This window comes from Streptomyces sp. NPDC060027, assembly GCF_042737005.1.
Classification (GTDB): domain Bacteria; phylum Actinomycetota; class Actinomycetes; order Streptomycetales; family Streptomycetaceae; genus Streptomyces.
On the sequence record NZ_JBHWVI010000058.1, the window covers coordinates 1 to 21,914 of the forward strand.

General features: G+C 68.6%; 20 protein-coding genes and 1 pseudogene. 13 read left to right on the plus strand and 8 right to left on the minus strand.

Annotated elements, in window-relative coordinates:
* Together ACFWBT_RS17075 and ACFWBT_RS17080 are read right to left on the minus strand one after the other, a co-directional pair.
* A pseudogene (locus tag ACFWBT_RS17075) lies at positions 1–191 on the minus strand (hypothetical protein); the annotation flags it as partial.
* A 150-nt stretch (positions 192–341) separates the two neighbouring features.
* Positions 342–992 (minus strand): hypothetical protein, encoded by a 651-nt coding sequence (locus ACFWBT_RS17080; RefSeq protein WP_385700803.1) that lies wholly within the window; start codon positions 990–992, stop codon positions 342–344.
* 420 nt (positions 993–1,412) lie between these two features.
* Here ACFWBT_RS17080 and ACFWBT_RS17085 point away from each other — a divergent pair, with 420 nt between their 5' ends.
* The 3 genes from ACFWBT_RS17085 to ACFWBT_RS17095 all read left to right on the plus strand — a co-directional run bounded on the left by ACFWBT_RS17085 (position 1,413) and on the right by ACFWBT_RS17095 (position 4,044).
* Positions 1,413–2,066 carry a hypothetical protein gene (locus ACFWBT_RS17085; protein WP_385700806.1) on the plus strand — a complete coding sequence of 218 codons (654 nt, stop codon included), beginning with the start codon at positions 1,413–1,415 and terminating at the stop codon, positions 2,064–2,066.
* Positions 2,054–3,109 carry a hypothetical protein gene (locus ACFWBT_RS17090; RefSeq protein ID WP_385700809.1) on the plus strand — a complete coding sequence of 352 codons (1,056 nt, stop codon included), beginning with the start codon at positions 2,054–2,056 and terminating at the stop codon, positions 3,107–3,109. The genes ACFWBT_RS17085 and ACFWBT_RS17090 overlap by 13 nt, the downstream gene beginning before the upstream one ends.
* A gap of 398 nt (positions 3,110–3,507) precedes the next feature.
* On the plus strand, positions 3,508–4,044 hold the full coding sequence (locus ACFWBT_RS17095) for a hypothetical protein (protein WP_385700811.1): 537 nt from the start codon (positions 3,508–3,510) through the stop codon (positions 4,042–4,044).
* Positions 4,045–4,147: 103 nt separating this feature from the next.
* Here ACFWBT_RS17095 and ACFWBT_RS17100 read toward each other — a convergent pair whose 3' ends face one another.
* Entirely contained in the window at positions 4,148–4,720 is a 573-nt protein-coding gene (locus tag ACFWBT_RS17100) for a hypothetical protein (RefSeq protein WP_385700814.1), read from the minus strand.
* A 540-nt stretch (positions 4,721–5,260) separates the two neighbouring features.
* Here ACFWBT_RS17100 and ACFWBT_RS17105 point away from each other — a divergent pair.
* The 7 genes from ACFWBT_RS17105 (at position 5,261) to ACFWBT_RS17135 (ending at position 10,759) form a co-directional block, all read left to right on the plus strand.
* Complete coding sequence (locus ACFWBT_RS17105; RefSeq protein ID WP_385700817.1) at positions 5,261–5,917, plus strand: hypothetical protein; 657 nt, start codon at positions 5,261–5,263, stop codon at positions 5,915–5,917.
* Between the two features lie 20 nt (positions 5,918–5,937).
* Positions 5,938–6,948 carry a hypothetical protein gene (locus ACFWBT_RS17110; protein ID WP_385700879.1) on the plus strand — a complete coding sequence of 337 codons (1,011 nt, stop codon included), beginning with the start codon at positions 5,938–5,940 and terminating at the stop codon, positions 6,946–6,948.
* Positions 6,949–7,439: 491 nt separating this feature from the next.
* On the plus strand, positions 7,440–7,739 hold the full coding sequence (locus ACFWBT_RS17115) for a WXG100 family type VII secretion target (RefSeq protein WP_385700820.1): 300 nt from the start codon (positions 7,440–7,442) through the stop codon (positions 7,737–7,739).
* Positions 7,736–9,094, plus strand: coding sequence for a hypothetical protein (locus ACFWBT_RS17120; RefSeq protein ID WP_385700823.1), 1,359 nt, complete (start codon positions 7,736–7,738; stop codon positions 9,092–9,094). The genes ACFWBT_RS17115 and ACFWBT_RS17120 overlap by 4 nt, the downstream gene beginning before the upstream one ends.
* Positions 9,095–9,148: 54 nt before the next feature.
* Positions 9,149–9,532, plus strand: a complete 384-nt coding sequence (locus tag ACFWBT_RS17125) for a hypothetical protein (protein ID WP_385700826.1) — start codon at positions 9,149–9,151, stop codon at positions 9,530–9,532.
* A 121-nt stretch (positions 9,533–9,653) separates the two neighbouring features.
* Positions 9,654–10,160 carry a hypothetical protein gene (locus ACFWBT_RS17130; protein ID WP_385700828.1) on the plus strand — a complete coding sequence of 169 codons (507 nt, stop codon included), beginning with the start codon at positions 9,654–9,656 and terminating at the stop codon, positions 10,158–10,160.
* A complete protein-coding gene (locus ACFWBT_RS17135) occupies positions 10,154–10,759 on the plus strand; it encodes a hypothetical protein (RefSeq protein ID WP_385700831.1) in 606 nt (201 codons plus the stop codon). Before ACFWBT_RS17130 ends, ACFWBT_RS17135 begins: the two co-directional genes overlap by 7 nt.
* Positions 10,760–10,963: 204 nt before the next feature.
* Here ACFWBT_RS17135 and ACFWBT_RS17140 read toward each other — a convergent pair whose 3' ends face one another.
* Together ACFWBT_RS17140 and ACFWBT_RS17145 are read right to left on the minus strand one after the other, a co-directional pair.
* The gene (locus ACFWBT_RS17140) at positions 10,964–11,644 is read right to left on the minus strand and encodes a hypothetical protein (protein WP_385700833.1); all 681 of its coding nucleotides are present in this window, start codon (positions 11,642–11,644) and stop codon (positions 10,964–10,966) included.
* Positions 11,645–11,848: 204 nt separating this feature from the next.
* Positions 11,849–12,154 carry a WXG100 family type VII secretion target gene (locus tag ACFWBT_RS17145; RefSeq protein WP_266761472.1) on the minus strand — a complete coding sequence of 102 codons (306 nt, stop codon included), beginning with the start codon at positions 12,152–12,154 and terminating at the stop codon, positions 11,849–11,851.
* Positions 12,155–12,431: 277 nt separating this feature from the next.
* On the opposite strand from ACFWBT_RS17145, the gene ACFWBT_RS17150 reads away from it, so the two are divergent.
* Positions 12,432–16,997, plus strand: coding sequence for an FtsK/SpoIIIE domain-containing protein (locus tag ACFWBT_RS17150; protein ID WP_385700835.1), 4,566 nt, complete (start codon positions 12,432–12,434; stop codon positions 16,995–16,997).
* Between the two features lie 97 nt (positions 16,998–17,094).
* On the plus strand, positions 17,095–17,697 hold the full coding sequence (locus ACFWBT_RS17155) for a hypothetical protein (protein ID WP_385700837.1): 603 nt from the start codon (positions 17,095–17,097) through the stop codon (positions 17,695–17,697).
* A 15-nt stretch (positions 17,698–17,712) separates the two neighbouring features.
* On the opposite strand, the gene ACFWBT_RS17160 is transcribed toward ACFWBT_RS17155, so the two are convergent.
* Both ACFWBT_RS17160 and ACFWBT_RS17165 read right to left on the minus strand, forming a co-directional pair.
* Positions 17,713–19,617 (minus strand): protein kinase, encoded by a 1,905-nt coding sequence (locus ACFWBT_RS17160; protein WP_385700881.1) that lies wholly within the window; start codon positions 19,615–19,617, stop codon positions 17,713–17,715.
* A gap of 99 nt (positions 19,618–19,716) precedes the next feature.
* Positions 19,717–20,565, minus strand: a complete 849-nt coding sequence (locus ACFWBT_RS17165; protein WP_351548382.1) for a menaquinone biosynthesis protein — start codon at positions 20,563–20,565, stop codon at positions 19,717–19,719.
* A 343-nt stretch (positions 20,566–20,908) separates the two neighbouring features.
* Between ACFWBT_RS17165 and ACFWBT_RS17170 the strand changes: the two genes are divergently transcribed.
* Positions 20,909–21,112: a cold-shock protein gene (locus tag ACFWBT_RS17170; RefSeq protein WP_010986243.1), complete on the plus strand. Its 204-nt coding sequence runs from the start codon at positions 20,909–20,911 to the stop codon at positions 21,110–21,112.
* Positions 21,113–21,280: 168 nt separating this feature from the next.
* Here ACFWBT_RS17170 and ACFWBT_RS17175 read toward each other — a convergent pair whose 3' ends face one another.
* Positions 21,281–21,859, minus strand: coding sequence for a helix-turn-helix domain-containing protein (locus ACFWBT_RS17175; RefSeq protein ID WP_385700841.1), 579 nt, complete (start codon positions 21,857–21,859; stop codon positions 21,281–21,283).
* Positions 21,860–21,914 lie beyond the last annotated feature (55 nt).

Consider the following 21,914-nt stretch of genomic DNA (forward strand, 5'->3'; position numbering starts at 1 on the left):
GCCGACTTCCCCGCCCACCGCAGAACGGCATCCTCGTCCGCCATCCCCTTGATCAGACGCAGCGCATCCGACACGTCATCGGCGAAATCGTGCAGGTTCTTGGACAGATGCCGCACCCGGTCCGGGTCACCCGGCGTCGGATCCTTGTCCAGATCCAGGACATGCCAGTCCCCCGGCCGATTCCCCGCCATGCCGCAACCCCCGTGACAGCAACACCAATGGCAACACCAACAACAATCGTACGCACAAGCGAAGTTACTGGGTGGGCGTGAGGCGAGGAAGGGGGACCACCGACGCCGGCGCCGCAGGGGGTCTACTGGTCGGCGCCTGGTGATCGGCGCCTACTGATCGGCAAAACGGAACGTCGAGGTGATGGCGTCGAAGATGTCGAAGAAGGAGTCGGCAAGGTCGAGGACCTGGCTGCTGCCGGCGACCAGGGCGACCTTGCCCTCCTGGCCGGGCACGGGGATGAACGTCTGCATGAGCACCGCGCGGATCGTGCGCTGAAGGCTGTCGTCGGGTACGACGATGTCCTCGATGCCGTACGTCCGCGCGGCGGGACCGACGCCGGGTATCTCGACGGTGGTCACCTTGCGCCAGGCGTCCCCCTCCTTCTTGGCCTCGCGCACGGCGAGTTGGCCCGCGATCGTCCGCGGGTCGGTGGAAAGGGGCTCGCCGGACTGCGAGCGGCCGCCGACGATCGAGACGGTGACCGAGCCGGTGATCGGGGTGTCACCGCCGAAGGACTCCGCCATGCATCCGCAGTACAGCGCACCGGACTTCCAGGCGTCCGCCGAGGCCTTGCGCAGGAAGGCGGTGTAGGTGTCGCGGTACTGAGCCAACTCCGGTCGCTGCGCGATCCGTTCGCTCACCATCCGCCGGATCGAGTCGTCCCGCGACTCCGGCCGCACGTCGAACTCCCACCACGACTCGGGCACCCTGATGCGAAATCCGCCGCGCTCGACGGTGAGCGTCTCCATGTAGCGGGCCATGGCGTGTCCCCCGGGTTCGTCGTTCGTCCTGCTGTTCAGCCTGCAGCCTGCGGCCTGCTGGTCGACCTGCTATTCGGTATGTCGTTCGGCCTGTTCGACCTGTTCGGCTCGGGTCAGCCTACGAGGTGGGGCGGTGCGGCCTCTGGTCCACCCGGGAGCCGGGGCCGCGAACGCGTCGGCCGGGCTTGTGAGGGTGCGGAAAGCAAAGTCGGGGCGAGGCGTGGAGGCGGGTCCGGACGTGGGTGGGCGGATGTGGCCATGGACACGATCAGGCGGCAGCGGGCCGCCACTTCACACCAAAACCACCCCGTATGACCCCATCCAGAAGGAGGATTCAGCCTGGCGAAACCAAGAGCCCCACGGATACCGTCATTGCCCTTGACTGACTTCGCTCAACCGATGTCTCACGGGGAGTCCACTGTGAACCGCCGCTCTTTGCCCGTTGCTGCCGCGTTCGCCGCGACAACAGCCCTGCTGCTGACGGCCTGTGGCAGCGGGGGTGACAGTCCGAAGGACAACGACAAGATCGCGGGGGCGGATCAGAACGAGACGGGTTCGGCTTCGCCGAGCACGAGCGCTTCGGACACTGTCACGCGCCCCGATCTGACGCTGCCGGGCGACATCAAGGAGACCTTCCAGGGCTGGAAGACCGGCGACGCGACCAAGGACACGATCCTGGCCGACGCCGGGCACGCCCAGACGGCCGTCACGTACGCGGTCGTCAAGGGTGACCCCAAGTCCGAGGCGCTCTCCTTCTATCAGGCCGGCTCCGCCCTTCCTGGCAGCCAGGACTGGGTGAACACCATCGTCGACTCAGGTTCCACGTTCACCGGGGCGGTCCGCTACTTCTCGCCCAAGCTCGAAGTGTTCGGCAAGCAGTCGGCGGGGCTTTCCTACTGCGCCGACGAGAGCAAGGCGTTCAACAAGAACCGCAAGACGCAGAAGGTCGACAGGACACCCGCGAACGACGACTCGTACGTGCTCTACAGCACGCGCCTGGAGAAGAACGACAAGGGGATCTGGCAGACCAGCAAGCTCGTGTCGGAACGGGGGAACAAGATATGCACGCCTTGACGAGGCGGCGCGGCCGATGGCTGGTCGTGGGGGCTGTCATGGGCGTCTGCGCCTTGACACCGGGCACGGCGATGGCCGGATGGGGACCTGGGGGCAAGTCCAACGGCGAGAACAAGGAGACGGGCGGCGGACGGTCCGGGACCGACATCGTGTCCATGGTCCGCTACAGCGGTAGCTCCAAGGGCGACGGTGGCGGCAGCAAGGGCAACGTCACTCCCGTCGGGAACTGGACGCCCCCGGCCTGCTGGTACGAGCCGCGCACGGCCGAGGCCTTTCAGGAGTACGTAGAGGGCATGTACACCGAGACGGTCAACTACCCGGGGCAGCACAGCTACGCGAAGACCGCCGTCGGGCAGTTCCGGGACATGTACAAGGACGGCAAGTACCTGAACTACAACCTCGACATGGCCGACGAGGGCACCTGGTGGGTCGCGGTCCAGGATCCCGACCGTTGGATGGAACCCGCGGCGCAGCGCTGCAACGAGATGCCCTTCTGGGTCGTGAACGGGGACACCCCCGACGTCCCCGACGCCGTCACCCCGAAGGTCCTCGCGGAGCTGGCGTACAAGAGGCTCCGGCTCCCGGAGACCCAGGTCACCCTGGCGCCCGAGAACACCACGAAGGTGAACCTCCCGACGTGGGCATGGCTGGACAAGGCCAAGTTCAAGCCCGTAGACGTCACCGCGCGGATCAACGTGGGCGGCCTCGACATCCAGGCCACCACGACGGCCAAGCCCGTCGCCCTCAAGCTCGAACCGGGCACGAAGGACGCGGAGACCTACCCGGCCTCCGGCGAATGCGCGATCAACGACGACGGTTCGATCGGTGAGCCGTACGCCAAGGGCAAGTCGGAACGGACCCCACCCTGCGGGCTCGAGTACCTGCGCTCCTCCGGTGACGGCACATTCGCTCTCAAGGCGACGGTGACGTGGGAGATCACCTGGACCGGAACAGGTAGCCCGGGGCAGACGCGACTGCCTGACGGGACCTTCGGCAACGAGCAGGACGTCACGGTGCAGGAGATCCAGTCCGTCAACCGGTGACTGCCGCCGTCCGCGCCATGGCGATTCGTCGAAGTCCGGCTGGATGCCCGCGGCGGACACTCGGCGGTGAGCACTCGCAGTCGCACCCCGGAACCCAGGTGACCGCGGTAAGAAAGGCAGGAGGAATGGCTGAGTCTCTGTCACGTCCTGGAAACTCCGTGGATCCGTCCGGCGCCCCGACAGGAGCCGCGAGCACGACCGGTGCCGGACCCCGGTCGGGGCAGGCACGGAACGCGCGAAGGAACAGCGCTCTCCCCGCTTCCCGGAGGAACCGTCTCGGGTTCACTCCGGATGCCGCGGCCTGGTGCACGATCGGCAGGATTCCCGAGCCCCCTGAGGACGTCCGGCAGGCGGCCGGTGCGCTGCGAACCCGGCCGGCGTTCATGCGGCCGCCTGCCATGGCCGGGGTCGTCCTCGCCGCTCCCTTCATGCTCATCGGCCTGCTCCTCGGGCTCCTCGCGACCGGAGCAGAAGCCCTCCAGGTACTGCTGTCGACGAAGGAGGAGCGTGACGCGGCCCGGTCCGAACGCCGGGCGGCCGAGCTCCGCGACCGGGCCGTCACCGAACACGGACTCGACAAGACCTTCGACGGCGACTGGAAGGGCGCCGCCGGGCAGCTCCTGCTGCGCTGGTACGGCCACTCCTCCCACCACCAGCGGCTCGTCGCCCTGACCAAGGGCCGCACCGTGTTGGCCGCGCCGCCGAAGCGCGTGTCCATCCGCCGGGAGAGCCTCGTACAGGTCGTCGCGGAGATCCCCTCCGAGGACGCGGTCCTCGAGGACCCCCTCCGCGGTGAACACGCCAGCGACAGACTGCGCATCCGCTTCACCGACGGCTCCTGGCTGACCCTGATCACGGAGGAGCGGCGGAGCGAGCTCCATATGTATGTGCTGCGGCGTTCGCGGACGGGTGGTGCAGACGCGGCCACCGGGTGAATCCGGCGCCTGCGGCCCCGGGGATGTGCGAGCCGTCCGCGTTCACGGCGGGCGGAGCGGGGCGGCCCGAAACGGCTCCTCGCTCACAGCCCTGGAGGGACCGTCACGCGCGTTGCTCCGCGTCGGGCATGGGCAGTTCGGGGGCGTCCGGAAAGAACCTCCGGGACGAGGCGTACATGCCGTAGTAGGGGTACCGGGCCGGGATATCGGCTCCACCCCGGCGGGCGGCGCCCGCGATCTCGCGATATCTGCGCGCCCGTACGCGTACGTTGCGCATCGACGGGTCCAGGAGGCTGGTACGCCGCCACAGATACATGCCCACGATCGATCCGACGACGATCAGCGCGTCCAGGCCGATGAACGCGATCTGGAATGAGCGTGGCCTCTGGGACGCCACGAGATCCCAGAAGGGCCAGGCGCCGAATCCGAAGACGGTCAGCGGAACTGCCCCCAGGCATCCGATACCGCCCGCCTTCCTGTTGTCCTCCCACCGATGGAACAACATCCGATGGACGGCCTTTTCGTCGAGGAAGTCGAACCGCAGTTCGCGGCCGTACTTCTCGGCCAGCGCCCTGGCCGAGGGAACCCCGACGATGACGGACGAGGGGACCATGGCATGCACGGCACGGTCGTCCCCGGTGAACTGCAAGTACTTCGCGTGTTGTTGGTGGCTCACCAGTGTCTCTCCTGCCGTCGCGGCCGCCGGAGCGGCGTGGGATGGGTGGTGCCGTGGGCGAGTCAGGTCCGGTGAAGGGGTCCGGAAGAGATGTCGGACGGCTCCACCATGCGATCGGCCGACGGATCGACGGGCGTGGAGAAGTTGAGCATCAACCACTCTTTTGTCGCAGGAACCTGGCGTGTCCCCGGGGGATCGTCGTTCGTCTTTCTGTTCGACCTGTTCGGCTCGGGTCAGCCTACGAGGTGGGGCGGTGCGGTCTCTGGCCCACCCGGAGGCAGGGGACTTGCACGCGCCTGCCGGACTTGTGAAGGTGCGGAACGCAAAGTCGGGGTGAGGTGTGGAAGCGGGCCCGGACGCGGGCGGGTGGATGTGGCCATGGACACGATCAGGCTCCAGCAAGCCTCCATTTCACACCGACTCCACCCCGTATGACCCCATCCAGAAGGAGGGTTCAGCCTGGCGAAACCAAGAGCCCCACGGATACCGTCATTGCCCTTGACTGACTTCGCTCAACCGATGTCTCACGGGGAGTCCACTGTGAACCGCCGCTCTTTGCCCGTTGCTGCCGCGTTCGCCGCGGCAACAGCCCTGCTGCTGACGGCCTGTGGCAGCGGGGGTGACAGTCCGAAGGACAACGACAAGATCGCGGGGGCGGACAACGGCGGCGCCAGCAAGCCCGCTTCACCCAGCACGAGCTCAGCAGACAGCGCTGACCGGCCGGACATCACCCTGCCGAGTGACGTGAAGGACGAGTTCGAGGGCTGGAAGACAGGCGACACGAAGAAGGACGCCATCCTCGCGGATGCCGGCCGCGCGCAGACGGCCACCAACGACGCCATCATCAAGGGCACGTCGAACACCCCCGGCATGACCTTCTACTACAAGGGCAAGGCGTTGACCTCGTCCGCCCAATGGGTGCAGAAGTGGCTGGACGCCGGAATCACGTACACCGGCACCACGCGCTACTTCAGCCCGAAGGTCGAAATCTTCGACAACAAGTCCGCGGGCGTCTCGTACTGCGCCGACGAGACCAAGGCATACAACAAGAACCGGAAGACCAAGAAGGTCGACCGGACACCCGCCGGGAACGACGCCTACGTGCTGTACAACACGCGCCTGGAGAAGAACGGCCAGGGCGTGTGGCAGACCTCCGACGGGACGTCCGTACGGGGGAGCAAGACGTGCGTTCGGTGACCAGGTCGCGTGCCGTGACCATGGTCGGAGCGCTCGCGATCGCCTGTGCGCTGTCCGTGCCCACCAGCGCCTTCGCCAAGGGTCCCGGGGGGTCCCAGTTCGATGTCGAGGGAGACAACCAGAAGGACGGCGGCAGGACCCTCGAGTCGCGCATTGTCTACAGCGGTTCCACCGGCGGTTCCAAGAGAACGCGTTCGGGTGGGTTCACTCCCGTCGGCGACTGGTCTCCGCCTGCCTGTTGGTACGAGCCCAAGTGGACACCGGACGAATTCGCCAAGGAGTTCCAGAAGGACTGGGACATCCCGAACGCCAGCGGCGTGGGTGAGGCGTACAACCTCGCTAAGGAGCGCTACAAGAACGGTCAGCCCTACAAGGACTTCAACAAGTCCGAGACGGGCAAGGGCCTGTGGTGGGACGCGGTCCGCGACAAGGACCGAGAGGAATCTGGCGACCCCGCCGCCTTCGCCTGCGACACGGCCACCTTCTGGGTGGAGAACGGCGAGACCCCGAACGTGAGGAACGCGGTGACGCCGGAAATCCTGGCCCAGCTCGCGTACAGCCGGATCAAGGTGCCCGACACCGAGATCACCCTCGCCCCCGAGGACATCACCAAGGTCAACCTGCCGACCTGGGCCTGGCTCGACAAGGCGACGTTCAAGAAGGTGTCCGTGACCGCGGCGCTCGATGTCGCCGGGCTCAACATCTCGGCGACGACCACCGCGAAGCCCGTCTCGCTCAGGCTGGAGCCCGGCACGAGCGACGCGGAGACCTACCCGAACTCGGGTGAGTGCCGGCTGAACGACGACGACTCGATCGGTGCGCCGTACGCCAAGGGCAAGGCCCGCGAGACACCGCCGTGCGGGATCAAGTACCTGCGCTCGTCGGGCGACGGGACGTACAAGCTCCGGGCGACGATCACCTGGGAGGTCGACTGGACCGGCACCGGTGGGACCGGCGGCGACCTTCCCGACGGGACCTTCGGGACGACCCAGGACATCACCGTCCAGGAGATCCAGTCCGTCAACCACTGACGGCTCCCGTCCGAGGCCCGCATCTGAGGGGCCTCGGACACCACCGCTCGAATCGCCGACGCCGCGCAACACGATCGGATCCGCGGAGTGTCGCCCAGGACACGTCCGACACCCGGCTCCTGGGCCTGCCCGGAACGCCTCAGCCCGGGGACATCCGGTAGCTGCCGCGAATGCAGGCAGCTTCGTTCGGCCGCGGGCATCACCCCTTTGCTGGATCCGCCACATGGTGAGGACGCACACAGGGCGTGCACGGAAGAATCCAACTCCTCCTACATAATCCATAATTGGCATGCTTTTAAGAAGACTTCCGGCCTGGCGAAACCATCAGCCCCACCGATAGCGTGACCACCCTTGACCAATCCTTTGTCATGAGTGGAGTCTCCAGTGAAGCGCTCTTCGCTCGTTGCTGCCGCGCTCTGCGTGAAGACGGCACCGCCGCCGAAGGGCCGCCACGACGACGCAGCCGATGAGACTCGAAGGAAGGCTTCCCGGTGGCTGAACCGGATCTGACGGTCGATTACGAGTTCCTCTCGGACTCCGAGCGAAGGCTCGGCCAACTCCAGCGGACATTCAAGGACATCGAGAACCGGCGCGACGACATGCGCCAGCACTGGGGCTCCGGCGCGATAGCGGACGCCATGGGGGATTTCGTCGACAACTGGGACGACTACCGCACCAAGCTCATCGAGGGCATCGAGTCGGTCGGCAAGCTGGTGGCTGGCACCAAGAAGGCCTTCGAGGAACTCGACGACGAACTGAGCAAGCGCGACGAGAAGAAGCCGAAGAAGTGACGACTACGACATCCAAACGCCGACCGGCCGACTGGCAGCCCCTCTGCAACGCCGACCCGGTACCCGGCGACCCTGAGGAGATCCGCGACGAAGTCCGCCACATGGTGTCGGTCGCCGAGAAGCTCCGCGACCAGGCCAAGAACCTCCAAGCTCTCAGCAAGGAGGACAAGCTCAAGGGCAAGTACGTCAAGCGTCTGCGCGAGGACTCCGGGACGCTGGAGAAGCACATGCGGGAAGTGGCCAGCCGCTACGAGCGCGTCCACAGCCATCTCAGCACCTGGGCGAACGAGTTGGAGGACTTCCAGTCCGACGCCGACCGAGTTCTGCGACGGGCCAAGGAGAAGCAGGAGGAGATCGAGGCCGAGAAGGCGAAGGAGTCGGACACAGGCGACAAGACCGCCCCGCCGCCGTCCACCGGCGGAGCCGACGACGACCCCCTGCGGACGTACAGGACCCAACTGGACGTCATCACCGGAGACCGCGACACCCGCGCAGCCCACCACGCGGGCAAGATCAGGGACGAGATCGACGACGTCATCGAAGACTCGTGGTGGGACAACGTCAAGGGCTGGTTCCATGACAACGCGGACTGGATCAAGACCGTACTCGACGCCCTCGGATGGATCGCCACCCTCGCCGGGCTCGTCGCCATCTGGATTCCCGGGCTGAACCTCCTGGTCCTCGGGATCGCCCTCCTGACCATCCTCACCAGATCCATGCTGGTCGCCTCCGGCGACGCCTCCTGGACCGATCTGGCCTTCGACATCGGTGGTCTGCTGCTGATGGGCATCGGCCGGGGTGGCATCAACATGCTCAAGGGCGCGAACAAGGTCACCACCGCTGCCGCACAGACCGGACGGACAGCCGGGCTCAAAGCCGGCCTCAGATCGCACAAGGGCATGCTGAACGATCTGAGCCGGGCCATGGCGGGCGCTCAGGACGACGTTTCGCGGAAATTCTTCTCGGATCTCCGACAGTTCACCTTGAAGAAGATCTCCCGGGACACCGGTCTGGTCGCCAAGGGGCCGACCGAGATCTCCACCGTCTCCAAATGGCTGCATCTGGGTGACGACGAAGCCGCCGGGTTGTTCGGTCAGCTCCGCTCGAACCAGGGAGCCTTCCCCGGCTCCGCGTCCGGCGGGGCCTCCATTCTGGGACGCCTGGGGTACGGAGCCTCCATGGGAGCCGCCTACGCGGGCATGGGGGTGGACTTCATGGACAAGTCCTTGAGCAAGAGCGACTCCATCGGCTGGCTGGACCAACACGGCTTGTCCCCAGGGGACAAGCCCTACAACGAGAGCTACAACACATGGAAGGAAAGCGGCTGGATGCCCGCCGCGGACACCCACTGGTGAACACTCGGACTCGCGCCCGGAACACCGGTGGACGCGGCAAGGAAAGCAGGAGGAATGGCTGAGTCCCTCAGGGAACAGTTGGGCACGGGAGCCAATTTCAGAGTGCGGGTGACCATCATCGGCGCGCTGGTTTCCATCTTCCCGTTGATCGGAATCTCACTGGCGATCCCCGCTGCCGGTCGTGACGTGCTGTTCTGGATCTACTGGGCGACGCTGTCCGGCTGCCTGGTCCATCTGCTGTGGATCCTGGCCAGGAATCCGACTCCCAGCAGGCGGCCACCGCTGCTGACGCGGGACCTCGCCATGGGCTGGGCCATCACGCTGCCGTGTCTCCTCACGTCCTTCTGGCCCGGAATCATCGGGGCCCCGCTGTTCACGGTGCTGGTCGGTGCGACCTGGGTCGCGGAGAAGATTCGGAACCGAAGTGTCACGTCCTGAGAACTCCGTGGAATCGTCCCGCGTGCCGACAGGGTTCAATCTGGTGCCACCGCCCGGATGGGACACCGTTCCGCTCCAGAGCGGTACAACAGCAGCTGTCCGGCGAATCGTTCAGAAGTCCGTGGCCCAACTCCCTCCCGGATTCCCGAAGGACGACATGCCAAGGGCCCGGCTCCGGCTCACGAAGGAACTGCAGCAGACCGTTCGGCAGGCCCGGAAGGCCGACGGCCTGACTCTCTACCTCCCGGTCGAACGCATGCACGGCGTGATCATCCCGGCTTCCTTCATCGCATCCGAGCCCCTTCGCGCACCGACGGACACCATCGAGCCCGAGGCCGTACTCATCGATCTCGCGCGTGATTCCGAGGACTGCTCGGTCCGCGAACTCGACGGAACGGCTTCCCTGCGCACCGTGAAGAAGGTGCCGGCCGATCCAGACGAGGACATCGACGTGCCGTCCTGGCGGGTTCAGTACACCGTCCCGATCCCGGACTCTGTCCCCGCCCAGTGGCTGACCTTCTCCTTCAGCGCTCTGACCGCACCCGACATGGAGATCGAATTCACCGAGACCTTGATCGAACTCTTCGACGCTGTGATGACCACCTTCCGCTGGAGCTACGCATGTTGATCATCGAGACGGACTCCGACCCGGCCGTGTGGTTTCCGATGCCGCTGGGTGTCGGCAGGTCGGAGTTCGCGCAGTGGCTGGACCTGTTCCTCGACGCCAGTTCCCTGCTGCACCGGCGCAAGCTCACCTGGCGGGAGAAGCGGCAGATGAAGCGGTTTCTGGAGGGCTCGGCGGTCATGCTGGGCGAGCGCGTGGGGGCGGAGCAGGCGTTCATCTTCGGGCCGATGCCGCCGCAGGCCGCTCCCCTGGTCTTCTTCACCAAGCGGTTCGCCTGCGACGAGAACCACAGTCCCCTCCACCTGAGCATGCTGGCAGAGCCGGACCCCGCGGCCGCCGAAGCCAGCATGCGCGTGGAGACCGTTCCCTTCGACTCTCCCTATTTCGGCGAGGGTCTGCGCAGTATGCGCAGTTGGACCGGACCCGACGGCGGCTTGATGCTCTCCGTCGCCTACGCATGGAACGACCCGGCCCACAACATCGATCTGGTCCTCAAGGGCCACTACGACGACCCGGCCCTTCTCGAAGCCTCCTTCGACGCCGTCGATACCTTCGCCAGAAGCCTTCGGATCGGTGAAGCGGCCGGTGGCGGTCCGTCGTGAGCCCGTTCGATGCCGAGCCTGGACGGCGCAGACACTGAAGGCCCGGAAAAACAGCGCCGTCCACGCCTGACGAGATCGCCTCGGATTCAATCCGGATGCCGCTGACCGGTGTACTACCGGCAGAATCTTCCAGCCCTCCGCGGACGTTCGGCAGCTTCGCGAACAGCTCCACCACCCGATCGACGGACGTGGAGAAGTTGAGCATCAATCCCCACTTCGGGTGCCTCTGTCAGCGATCGCCCCACCGCCGTCCGAGGCTATCGGAGTGATCCGCAGCGTCTGCACGGCCTCGGCGGCGAGCTCGGCGAGCTCGGCGAGCTCTTCCGTACGGGCGATCGCCTCCCAGGTGACGGTGACGACGATCAGGCTCTTCATTCCGGGCGGGAGGACCGCGTACCTGATGAACCCGGTCAGCCTTCGCCGGAGGCCGAACACGCGCTTCACCCGAAGCATCGCCTGCACCCGCACGGCGGGCCCGGCGGGCAGATCCAGGTGGTCGACCTGTGGATCCCCCGCGACCTCGGCGTTCACCCACTCCAGGAGGGCGGGCTGGACCTCCTCGCGAGTGGGACGCTCCACACCCTCGTCGCCGTACGAGTCGGCCGTGAGGCTGGCGAGAGCCTCGCCGCTCTCGGTGTAGAACGCCGCCGCGAGTGTGGGGGTGTCGTCGTCGAGGGCCACGGCCCGCTCGACCATGTCATCGAGGACCGCGCTCTTCTCGATCTCCAGCGCGAGCGGATCCAGGCTGTTCACGACGTACGTGGCCAGCGCCTTCGCCTCGGCTCTGGTCCCTTCGCGGAGCGTCAGGTCGATCCATCCCGGCCGGAATTCGAAGCTGCACTCGAAGCCCTCCACCAAGGGAGCTCCGTCATCCGGTGCGGTCATGTCGTTCCTTTCGCGCCGGGGCGCGACGGAGGACATCGGCCCAGGACCGGATCAATGTCGTCGTCCGGGCCCGGACCGCCCCGCACGGTCCCACCGCCGGCAACGGACAGCCGGACGACCCCCCCGAAGCCGACGGGAACACACCGATGCGATGGGGGCCGGGGCACCCCATCGCACCGGGTCGGACTCAAGCCCAGAAGGGCCTCAGCCCTTGACACCCTTGGCCAGCTGATCATCAAGGTCCTCGTACGCCTTCGCGGCGTCCTCGAGGAACTTGGCCATGCCCTTGAGGCCCTCCAGGGTGTCCTTCATGCCCTTGGTGAACTCCTTGAAGGAGTCGTCGAAGGCCTGGGAACCCTTGGACGTCGTGTAACCGTCGGCGACGAGGCCGTCGATGTAGCTGTCGAGGCCGTGGAGCTTGTCCTCCATCTTCTCCTTCTCGTGGCCGAGTCGCTTAGCAGCGTGCCGCATCTTGTCGTAAGTGATGTCCGCGTCTTTGCCGCCGGCCATGTGGCGTCCTCCATGCTTCAACTCGCCGCAGGGCCAACCCCCGTGGCTCCTGATACGGATGGTGTGATCGTCCGCATCGAGCAAGCAGCTTACTTACGACGCTTGCAGGAGCACACCCCGGTTCTGTCACGAGCCCGCACCAGAGGCGGTGTCCGGCCGGGGCCTCCCTGGTTCCCTCACAAGGGGCGTTGCCTGCGGGAAGCGGTGAGCGGCTATCGTCGAGAGCACTGTGGCCCGCGTTCCGGAAGCGGCCCAGGGTGTCTGGGGGAGGACGAGCGTGCGGCTGACTCTGACCGTCGTCGACCCGCTCGGCGGCGCCACCGCCGACGTGGTTCTTGATGCGGATCCCGAGTCCTCGGTGGGGGACATCGCCAAAGAGCTGGCGGAGCACGTCGGTTACGGCGGTGGTGCGCAGATCATTCCCCTCGGGCAGCACCAGGGAGCCTCGGCCGGGGGCGCACCCCTCGCGTACGTCGACGGATATCCCGTCGATCCGGCCGCGACGATCGGCACCTCTCCGCTGCGCGAAGGCGCCGTCGTCAGTCTGCACGACCCCGCCGGATGCCTGCCCGGCGAGCCGACCGGGCTCGTCGAACTGCGGGTGGCCGGCGGTCCGTCGGCGGGCTCCGTGCACCGGCTCGGGATCGGCCGCTACGACATCGGTGCCGGAGCGTCGTCGTACCTGCGGATCGACGATCCCGAACTTCCGCAAAGGGCGCTGACGTTGTCAGTTGCAACGGACGGAACGTGTCGCGTCGCCGTGCACGGGGAGAAGGAGGGCGTCACCCTCGACGGCGGTCCCGTCGAGGAACGCGAGGACGACGAGTGGCCGCTCGGCAGCGAGGTCGCCGTCGCCAACACCCTTCTCCAGCTCGACCGTTACGCGGCTCCCGACGCCGCGCTCAAGTGGTCGGACGACGGTGCCGGGCTGGACTACAACCGGCCGCCGCGGCTGCATCCGCCGGAGCGCGAGACCAAGTTCCGGCTGCCGAGCCCCGTACGGGACTACGAAGCCCGTCCGCTGCCTTGGCTGATGGCCCTGACCCCGCTGGTCTCCGCCGTCGTCATGGTGATGGTCTTCGGACGCTGGTACTACATGATCATGGCCCTGCTGAGTCCGCTGATCATGCTGGGCAACTACCTGATGGACAAGAAGCAGGGGCGCAAGTCCCATGCCAAGCAGGTCAAGGAGTACAACGAGCACAAGGCGCGGATCGAGAAGGACGCCCAGGAGGCCCTGCTCGCCGAACGGCTCGACCGGCGCCGGGCGATACCCGATCCGGCGACCGTGCTGTCCCTGGGCACCGGGCCGCGCACCCGGCTGTGGGAGCGCCGCCGCACCGACGCCGACCATCTGCTGCTGCGGGTCGGCACCGGCCAACTGCCCTCCGAGGTGGTGCTCGACGACCCGGAGCAGGACGACCACAAACGTCAGGTCACCTGGACCATCGAGGACGCGCCGGTCGCCCTTCCGCTGGGCGAGCGCGGGGTCATCGGCATCGCCGGACCCGGCGACTCGGCGCAGGCGCTGGGGCGTTGGGCCGTCGCGCAGACCGCGGTGCTGCACAGCCCGCTGGACGTCCAGTTCTACGTCCTGACGGAGAACAGCGGCCGGGAGAGCTGGGACTGGGTGCGCTGGCTGCCGCACAGCCGGCCCGCCGGGGCCCAGGACGCCAACGTCCTCATCGGCACGGACGCCGAGACCGTCGGAGCGCGCATCGGTGAGCTGACCCAGCTCCTCGACGCCCGCCAGAAGGCCGCCCGGCAGAACGGCAACAAGGCCGCGTTCAGCGATCCGGACATCGTCGTCGTCTGGGACGGTTCCCGGCGGCTGCGGTCCATGCCGGGGGTGGTGCGGCTGCTGCGCGAGGGCCCGGCCATGTCCATGTACGCGATCTGCCTGGACGCCGAGGAGCGGTTCCTGCCCGGCGAGTGCCAGGCCATCGTCATCGCGGAGCCCAAGCCCGAGGAGCACGCGACCGCCCAGCGGCCGGCCCGGACCGCGCCGGCCGCCCCCGGTGGCTTCCCCTCCTTCCACGCCTGGCACGCCACCGAGCCCGACGACTCCGCGGCGGGCGCGGACAAGGCCCTCGAACTGCGGCTGCGCGTCCAGCAGACGGGCATCGCGCGGGTACGGGACGTACGGCCGGACTTCGTGTCCGCGGCCTGGTGCGGCCGGCTGGCCCGCTCGCTGTCCCCGCTGCGCGACATCAGCGGCGAGACCGAGGACTCGGCGCTCCCCGCTGCCAGCCGGCTGCTCGACGTACTGCAGTTGGAGCCGCCGACCGGTGCCGCGATCAGCGCACGCTGGCGGATGGGCGGGCAGTCGACGACGGCGGTCATCGGTGAGTCGTACGACGGCGCGTTCGGCATCGACATGCGGCGCGACGGCCCGCACGGTCTGATCGCCGGTACGACGGGTTCCGGCAAGTCGGAGCTGCTCCAGACCATCGTGGCGTCGCTGGCCGTGGCCAACACCCCCGAGAACATGACGTTCGTGCTCGTCGACTACAAGGGCGGCTCGGCGTTCAAGGACTGCGTCAAACTCCCGCACACCGTCGGCATGGTGACCGACCTCGACGCCCATCTCGTCGAACGCGCACTGGAATCGCTCGGCGCGGAGCTCAAGCGGCGCGAGCACATCCTCGCCGCCGCCGACGCCAAGGACATCGAGGACTACCAGGATCTCGTACGCCGTGATCCCTCGCACGCCTCCGTGCCCCGACTCCTCATCGTCATCGACGAGTTCGCCTCCATGGTGCGTGACCTGCCGGACTTCGTGACGGGCCTGGTCAACATCGCCCAGCGGGGCCGGTCGCTCGGCATCCACCTGCTGCTCGCCACCCAGCGGCCGAGCGGTGTCGTCTCGCCCGAGATCCGGGCCAACACCAACCTCCGTATCGCGCTGCGCGTGACCGACGGCGGCGAGTCCAGCGACGTCATCGACTCCCCCGAGGCCGGGCACATCTCCAAGAGCACACCGGGCCGGGCCTACGTCCGGCTCGGGCACGCCTCGCTCGTGCCGTTCCAGTCGGGCCGCGTCGGTGGCCGCCGGCCCGGTGCCGCCGATCCGACGGCGCTCGCGCCCTGGGCGGGACCGCTCGCCTGGGAGGACCTCGGGCGGGCCGCGCTGGTCAAGCCGAAGGCCGAGCAGCGCGAGGAGGAGGAGATCACCGACCTGAAGGTCCTGGTCGACGCGGTGCGCGAGGCCAACCATTCCCTCGGCATCCCGCCGCAGCACAGCCCCTGGCTGCCCGCGCTCTCCGAGACGCTGCTGCTCGACGAGATCCGGGTGCCCGCGTTCGCGGGCGGTCCGGGCAAGCTGCCGCCCGCCCCGTACGGCGTCGAGGACCTGCCCGCCGACCAGGCCCGCCGACCCGTCGTGGTGGACTTCGCCACCTTCGGGCATCTGCTCATCGGCGGTGCCCCGCGCAGTGGCCGTTCACAGATCCTGCGGACGATCGCGGGCTCGCTGGCCCGCACCCACTCGGCGGCCGACGTCCATCTGTACGGCATCGACTGCGGCAACGGCGCACTCAACGCGCTGACGCGGCTGCCGCACTGCGGCGCCGTCGTCGGCCGCAACCAGACCGAGCGCGTGGTCCGCCTCATCGCCCGCCTGAAGGGTGAACTCACCCGCAGACAGGATCTGTTGGCGGACAAGGGCTTCGCCGACATCGGCGAGCAGCGGGCCGCGGTGCCGGAGGACGAGCGGCTTCCGCACATCGTGGTGCTGCTCGACCGGTGGGAGGGCTGGCTGCCGACGCTCGGCGAGTACGACCACGGCGACCTGACCGACCAGCTCACCGCGATGATGCGGGAGGGCGCGAGCGTCGGCCTGCACCTGGTGATGACGGGTGACCGCCAGATCCTCTCCACCCGGATCGGCTCGCTCACCGAGGACAAGTACGGTCTGCGGCTCGCCGACCGCTCCGACTTCTCGCTGATCGGCATCAACGCCCGCAAGATCCCCGAGGAGATCCCGCCCGGCCGCGGCTACCGCAACGAGCACGGCACCGAGACCCAGTTCGCCCTGCTCACCGAGGATTCCACGGGTCAGGGCCAGGCCGCCGCGATCGGGGCGATCGGCGAGGCCGCCGCGGCCCGCGACGCGGAACTGCCGCGTGCCAGGCGCCCGTTCCGGGTCGATGTGCTGCCCACCCGGATCGGCTTCACCGACGCCTGGGAGATGCGCGACCCGGACGCCTCCCGCTCCAGGCTGTGGAGTCTGGTGGGCATCGGCGGCGACGACATCATGGGCTTCGGTCCTGACCTCTCCCAGGGCGTGCCGACGTTCGTCATCGCCGGCCCGGCCAAGTCCGGCCGGAGTACGACCCTGTTGAACATGGCCCGGTCCTATCTGGCCCAGGGCGTACGTCTGGTCGTCGCGGCGCCCCGCCCGTCACCGTTGCGCGAACTGGACGGACAGGACGGCGTGTTGAAGGTCTTCGACGAGGACGACATCGAGAGCGACGACCTGCGCGAGGCCATCGACTCGGCGTCGCGCGAGGAGCCGATCGTGGTCCTGGTCGACGACGGCGAGGTCCTGGAGGACTGCGACGCCCAGACGGTCTTCAAGCGGATCGTGCAGCGCGGCACCGAACGCGGTCTCGGCCTGGTCATCGCCGGTGACGAGGAGGACGTGTGCAGCGGTTTCTCCGGCTGGCAGGTCGAGATGAAGAAGGGCCGCCGCGGCATCCTGCTCTCCCCCCAGGACTCCTCCGCGGGCGAGCTGATCGGCATCCGGACGAACCGGAGCATGGTCGGCGGGCCGGTCGCGCCCGGCAAGGGCCTGCTGCACCTCGGGGACGGCGAGCCGCTGACGGTGACGACGCCGATGTGACCCGCCGCGTCGGGCAGGTGAGAGAAGGCAAAAAAAGGCAGAGCAGGCGGAGAAGGAAGCGAAGGCAGAGCGGGAGAAGGAAGAGGGGGCGGATCCGGTGAGCGGATCGGCGAAGCCGAAGCGGCGGAGGGCCGCGGTGGCGGCGTTGCGCTACGAACATGTGCGGCAGCGGCCGTCCGCGTGGCAGCAGGCGAAGGAGAAGACGTCCTGGAAGGACGCGGGCTCGGGCTGCCTGATCCTGCTGGTCTGTCTGGTGGCGGTCGCCGGGTTCGCCATGACCGAGCATGAGTGGGGGCCCGAGCTCTGGGGCCGGGTCGCCCCCGCCTCACCCGGCGGCGGGTACGGCTTCGCGGCCGCCGTCGGTGCCGTACTGCCGCTCGGGCTCGCCGTCGTGATCGCGACGCTCTCCCGGATGAAGTGGAAGGTGAGCCCGCTGCGTTCGCTCGGCTGGGTGGCCGCCTCCCTGCCCGGCCTCGCCGTCTGCGTCTTCTGGGCGCTGGTCGTGGCCGCGACCACGCGCCCCAGGTACCGGCGCAACTGGGACTCCGGGTGCTACAGCCTGGGCGACCCCTGCTGGGTCCACGAGGAGTACCCCTGGGTCTGGGCCCTCGGCCTGCTCTCGACAGTGCTCGTCGCCGCGGCGCTGATCGCCGTGCTCATCAAGGTCACGAATGCCCGCGAGGACGCGTCGGCCGGCTGAACCGGGTGCCCCCGGTCAGTCGACCTTCGTCATCCTGGCCACCGGATCCCCCGCCTCGGCGTTGTCCGTGTCGTAGGTGAGGGAGCTGCCGACGGGAGTCAGCCGTACCTCGTGCCGGCCCTTGGTGCAGACGTCGCGGTTGGACTTCTCGGCCACGCTCGTGGCGACGATCTGCTTCTTCGTGACCTTCTTGAGGATGAGGACGTCGTCGCAGATGCCGCCGATCTGGTCGGTCTGCCGGAAGGTGCCCAACTCCTCGCCCACGGCGGCCTGGTGGACGGTGACGCGGAACGTGCCCATGGGGAGGGTGCCGTTGAGGGCGAGGCCGTCGCCCTCCCAGGTGCCGAGGTAGGAGGCCGGGATCGTGGACGGCTGCCCGCTCGGTTCGGGAGCGCTCGCCGAGGAACCCGGTTCGGAAGGGCTCGCCGTGTCATCCGGTCCGGGTTCGCTCGCGCTCGCCGACGGACCCGCGTCGGAAGCGCTCCGGCTCGCGGTGGCCGACGGACGTTCGCCCGACGCGCTGCCCTGGTCGTTCGTGTCGCCGCCGCCCGGCAGCAGGTCGAAGAGGAACGCCGAGCCCACGGTCACCGCCGCCAGCGCTCCGGCGACCGCCAGGGCGACCGTGCAGCTCATCCTGCGGCCGCGCCCGTCGGATCCGGGCGCGGAGGTCGCGGCCACGCTGACGGAGACCTTGCCCGGGCGGTCGTACGGCTGCTGACCCGGCGCACCCTCGCGGTGTACCGCATCCTGGGGTCCGGCGGCCCGGCTCTCGCGCTGCCCCGGTACGTACGTGGGCATCGGAGGCGGAGGCGGCCCGAAGCCCTGAGGAGGCGGCCCGAACCCGCCGGCCGAGCCGGGCGCCGCGGAGCCCGGGCCCGGACCTCCGAAGCCGCCGCCCGGCGCTCCGGCCACCCCGCCGGGCGTCGCCGCTCCGGACCCGGCGGCGCTCGCGGTACCCGGACCGGACTCCACCGAGGGGCTGCTGAAGCCCACCGGCCCGGAGGGCGCGACCTCCGCGGCGCCGGTCGCCTCAAGGTTCAGCAGCTGTACGGCACTTCGGCTCACCTGCTCGACCAGGGAGCCCGGCAGCCATCCCGCCGACACCAGCCGGGCGGCCCCCTGCGGTGCGAGCCGGACGGCCACCTCGCCCGGAGTGGGCCGCGCCGCAGGCTCCTTGGCCAGGCAGGACGCCACCAGCTCGCGCAACTCGCCGTCCAGGGAGTCGAGTCGCGGCTCCTCGTGCACCACCTTGTAGAGGAGGGAGGCGGAGGAGTCGCCGGGGAAGGGGGGCTCGCCGGTCGCGGCGTACGCGAGGACCGCGCCGAGCGAGAAGACGTCCGCGGCTCCCGTGACGCCCTTGCCGAGGATCTGCTCGGGGGACATGTAGCCGGGGGAGCCGACCGAGACGCCCGTCGAGGTCAGGGAGGCGGTGCCGTCCGTGGCCCGGGCGATGCCGAAGTCGATCAGGAGCGGGCCGTCGAGGGTGAGCAGCACGTTGGAGGGTTTGACGTCGCGGTGGACGAGGCCGAGCGCGTGGACCGCCGCGAGCGCCTCGGCGAGCCCGGCGCCGAGAACACGCGCGGAGTGCACCGGAAGCGGTCCGCCGTCCGCGACGGCGCCCGTCAGCGAAGGGCCGGCCGCGTAGCCGGTGGCGACCCAGGGGATCGGCGCCTCCGGGTCGGCGTCCAGGACGGGGGCCGTCCACGCGCCGCCCACCCGCTGCGCGGCGTCGACCTCGCGGCGGAAGCGGGCCCGGAACTCCTCGTCGAGCGCGAAGTGCGGATGCACGATCTTGACCGCGACCGTACGCCCGCCCGCGCTGCGTCCCAGATACACGCGCCCCATGCCGCCCGAGCCCAGCCGGCCGAGCAGCCGGTAGGGCCCCACGACCGTGGGCTCGTCGACTCCGAGCGGCTGCATGGCAGTCACGGCTCCCCCTCCCCCGTAGACACTGCCCAGCAGCGTAGTGCCGTGCGCGCCCGGAGCCCCGAAACTATCGGCACCGCGACGGTCGGTGGCTCACGGCTGGAGGAGCCGTACGTTCACGTCGGCCGGGAACCCGGTGGTGGAGCCGACGCGGCGCGCGAACTCCCGTACGGCCTCCAGCTGCGGGCCGCCGAAGCGGAAGTCGAGCGTCGTGAAGTACTGCTCCAGGACGGCCTCGTCGAAGGCCTCCCACCGGGCGGCCTGCTCGGCGACCTTGGAGACCTCGTCGAGGGAGAGGTCCCGGGAGGCGAGGAAGGCCTGGTGGACCTTGCGGGTGACGAGCGGCTCGCGCTCCAGGTAGTCGCGCCGGGCCGCCCACACGGCGAAGACGAACGGCAGGCCCGTCCACTCCTTCCACAGGGCGCCGAGGTCGTGCACCTGGAGTCCGAACTTCGGCCCGTCGAGCAGGTTGGCGCGCAGCGCCGCGTCGCCGATGAGGACGGCGGCGTCGGCCTCCTGCATCATCAGGCTCAGGTCGGGCGGGCACGTGTAGTACGACGGCCGGACGCCGACCTTCTCGGCCAGCAGCAGCTGCGCGAGCCGCACGGAGGTGCGCGAGGTCGAGCCGAGGGCGACGCGGGCGCCGTCCAGCTGGTCGAGGGGCACCTGCGAGACGATCACGCAGGACATCACGGGGCCGTCGCAGCCGACCGCGATGTCCGGGAAGGCGACCAGTTCGTCGGCGTGCTTGAGGAACTCGACGAGAGTGATGGGCCCGATGTCGAGATCCCCTCGCACCAGTTGCTCGCTGAGCTTCTCCGGGGTGTCCTTGGTGAGCTCGAAGTCGAGGAGCGTGCCCGTTCTCGCGAGCCCCCAGTACAGGGGCAGGCAGTTCAGGAACTGGATGTGGCCGACGCGCGGCCGGGTGCGAGAATTGTCCACATCGCGAGGCTAGACCCCATGCGGGACGGTGCGGGTTCCAGGGTGGGCGTGTGCTGGTGGAAACCATCGGGACCCCCCGTGTCAACCTTTGTGACACCCCGAAGTCAACGCACGTCAGACCCCTCGCCCGTACGGGCCGATCTTCCGGATGACGTGATCTTTGCCTCTATTGCTTTCGGCTGCCTGCGTGCTAGGCTCGCCGCAAGTTGCAGTTTGGTTTCCCTTGCAGTACAGAGCCTGCGGAGCATGTGACCGCGGGCTCTCGTCGTTTTCAGACGTATGCAGTTGTTTACACAATCGCAGGTTCTGGAGCAGGGCAACCCTTTGGGCCCAAGGAGGGCTTATGGCTACCGGAACCGTGAAGTGGTTCAACGCCGAAAAGGGCTTTGGTTTCATTGCCCAGGAAGGCGGCGGCCCGGACGTCTTCGTCCACTACTCCGCGATCAACGCGAGCGGATTCCGCTCTCTCGAAGAGAACCAGTCGGTTTCCTTCGACGTCACGCAGGGTCCGAAGGGCCCGCAGGCGGAGAACGTCACCCCGCTCTAAGCCTTCGGCTCCATGAGCCCAATGCTTTGATCCGGAACGGATAGCAGTACCCAAGGAGCCCCGCGACCAGCCGGTCGTGGGGCTCCTGCCTTTGCTCCGGCGCGGACCCCGCCCGCCCTTCCGGGCTCTCCCCGCCTTCCCTGGCTCTCCCGCCTTCCCGGACACCCGTCACACGTGCTGCATCACGAGCACGAACGTCGTCGCGGGTTCCAGCGCCTCGTACGCGTGCGGCACATCGCCCCGGTACGCCATGTAGTCACCGGGGCCGAGTTCGACCTCCTCGCCGCGCGGGCCCGCCTTCAGCCGTCCCGCGCCCACGATCAGGTGCTCCACACTTCCCGGAATGTGCGCTTCCGATTCCCGCGCCGCACCCGGTTCCACCCGCAGGTGGTAGATGTCGCGCCGGGCTCCCGGCGGACTCGCGGAGAGCAGCGTCGCCGCGTACTCCGCCTGCTCCGAGTGGACGGTCGGGCCCTCCCCCGCACGGATCACCTGGACGGCCGGGGTCGGCGGTTCGACCAGCGCGCTGAACGGCACGCCCAGCGCGACACCCAGCGCCCAGAGCGTCTCCATGCTCGGATTACCGCTCGCCCCCTCCAGCTGGGACAGCGTGGACTTCGCGATCCCGGCGCGCTTGGCCAGCTCGGACAGGGAGAGGCCGGCCCGCGCGCGTTCGCGGCGCAGGGAGGCGGCGATCCAGTCGAGGGGAAGGCGGGCCGGGGGGACGTCGGAGCCGTCATCGGTCATGTCGTTCTCTCCATCGGTCCGATCGTTCGCCTTGACGAACGAGGTGCTTGCTGTT

Bases quoted from the DNA above. Each gene is read 5' to 3' on its own strand.
- ACFWBT_RS17135 (WP_385700831.1), top strand. From the start codon at position 10,154: ATGTTGATCATCGAGACGGACTCCGACCCGGCCGTGTGGTTTCCGATG.
- ACFWBT_RS17090 (WP_385700809.1), top strand. From the start codon at position 2,054: ATGCACGCCTTGACGAGGCGGCGCGGCCGATGGCTGGTCGTGGGGGCT.
- ACFWBT_RS17170 (WP_010986243.1), top strand. From the start codon at position 20,909: ATGGCTACCGGAACCGTGAAGTGGTTCAACGCCGAAAAGGGCTTTGGT.
- ACFWBT_RS17110 (WP_385700879.1), top strand. From the start codon at position 5,938: ATGGTCGGAGCGCTCGCGATCGCCTGTGCGCTGTCCGTGCCCACCAGC.
- ACFWBT_RS17145 (WP_266761472.1), bottom strand. From the start codon at position 12,154: ATGGCCGGCGGCAAAGACGCGGACATCACTTACGACAAGATGCGGCAC.
- ACFWBT_RS17095 (WP_385700811.1), top strand. From the start codon at position 3,508: ATGGCCGGGGTCGTCCTCGCCGCTCCCTTCATGCTCATCGGCCTGCTC.
- ACFWBT_RS17160 (WP_385700881.1), bottom strand. From the start codon at position 19,617: ATGCAGCCGCTCGGAGTCGACGAGCCCACGGTCGTGGGGCCCTACCGG.
- ACFWBT_RS17175 (WP_385700841.1), bottom strand. From the start codon at position 21,859: ATGACCGATGACGGCTCCGACGTCCCCCCGGCCCGCCTTCCCCTCGAC.
- ACFWBT_RS17140 (WP_385700833.1), bottom strand. From the start codon at position 11,644: ATGACCGCACCGGATGACGGAGCTCCCTTGGTGGAGGGCTTCGAGTGC.
- ACFWBT_RS17080 (WP_385700803.1), bottom strand. From the start codon at position 992: ATGGCCCGCTACATGGAGACGCTCACCGTCGAGCGCGGCGGATTTCGC.
- ACFWBT_RS17125 (WP_385700826.1), top strand. From the start codon at position 9,149: ATGGCTGAGTCCCTCAGGGAACAGTTGGGCACGGGAGCCAATTTCAGA.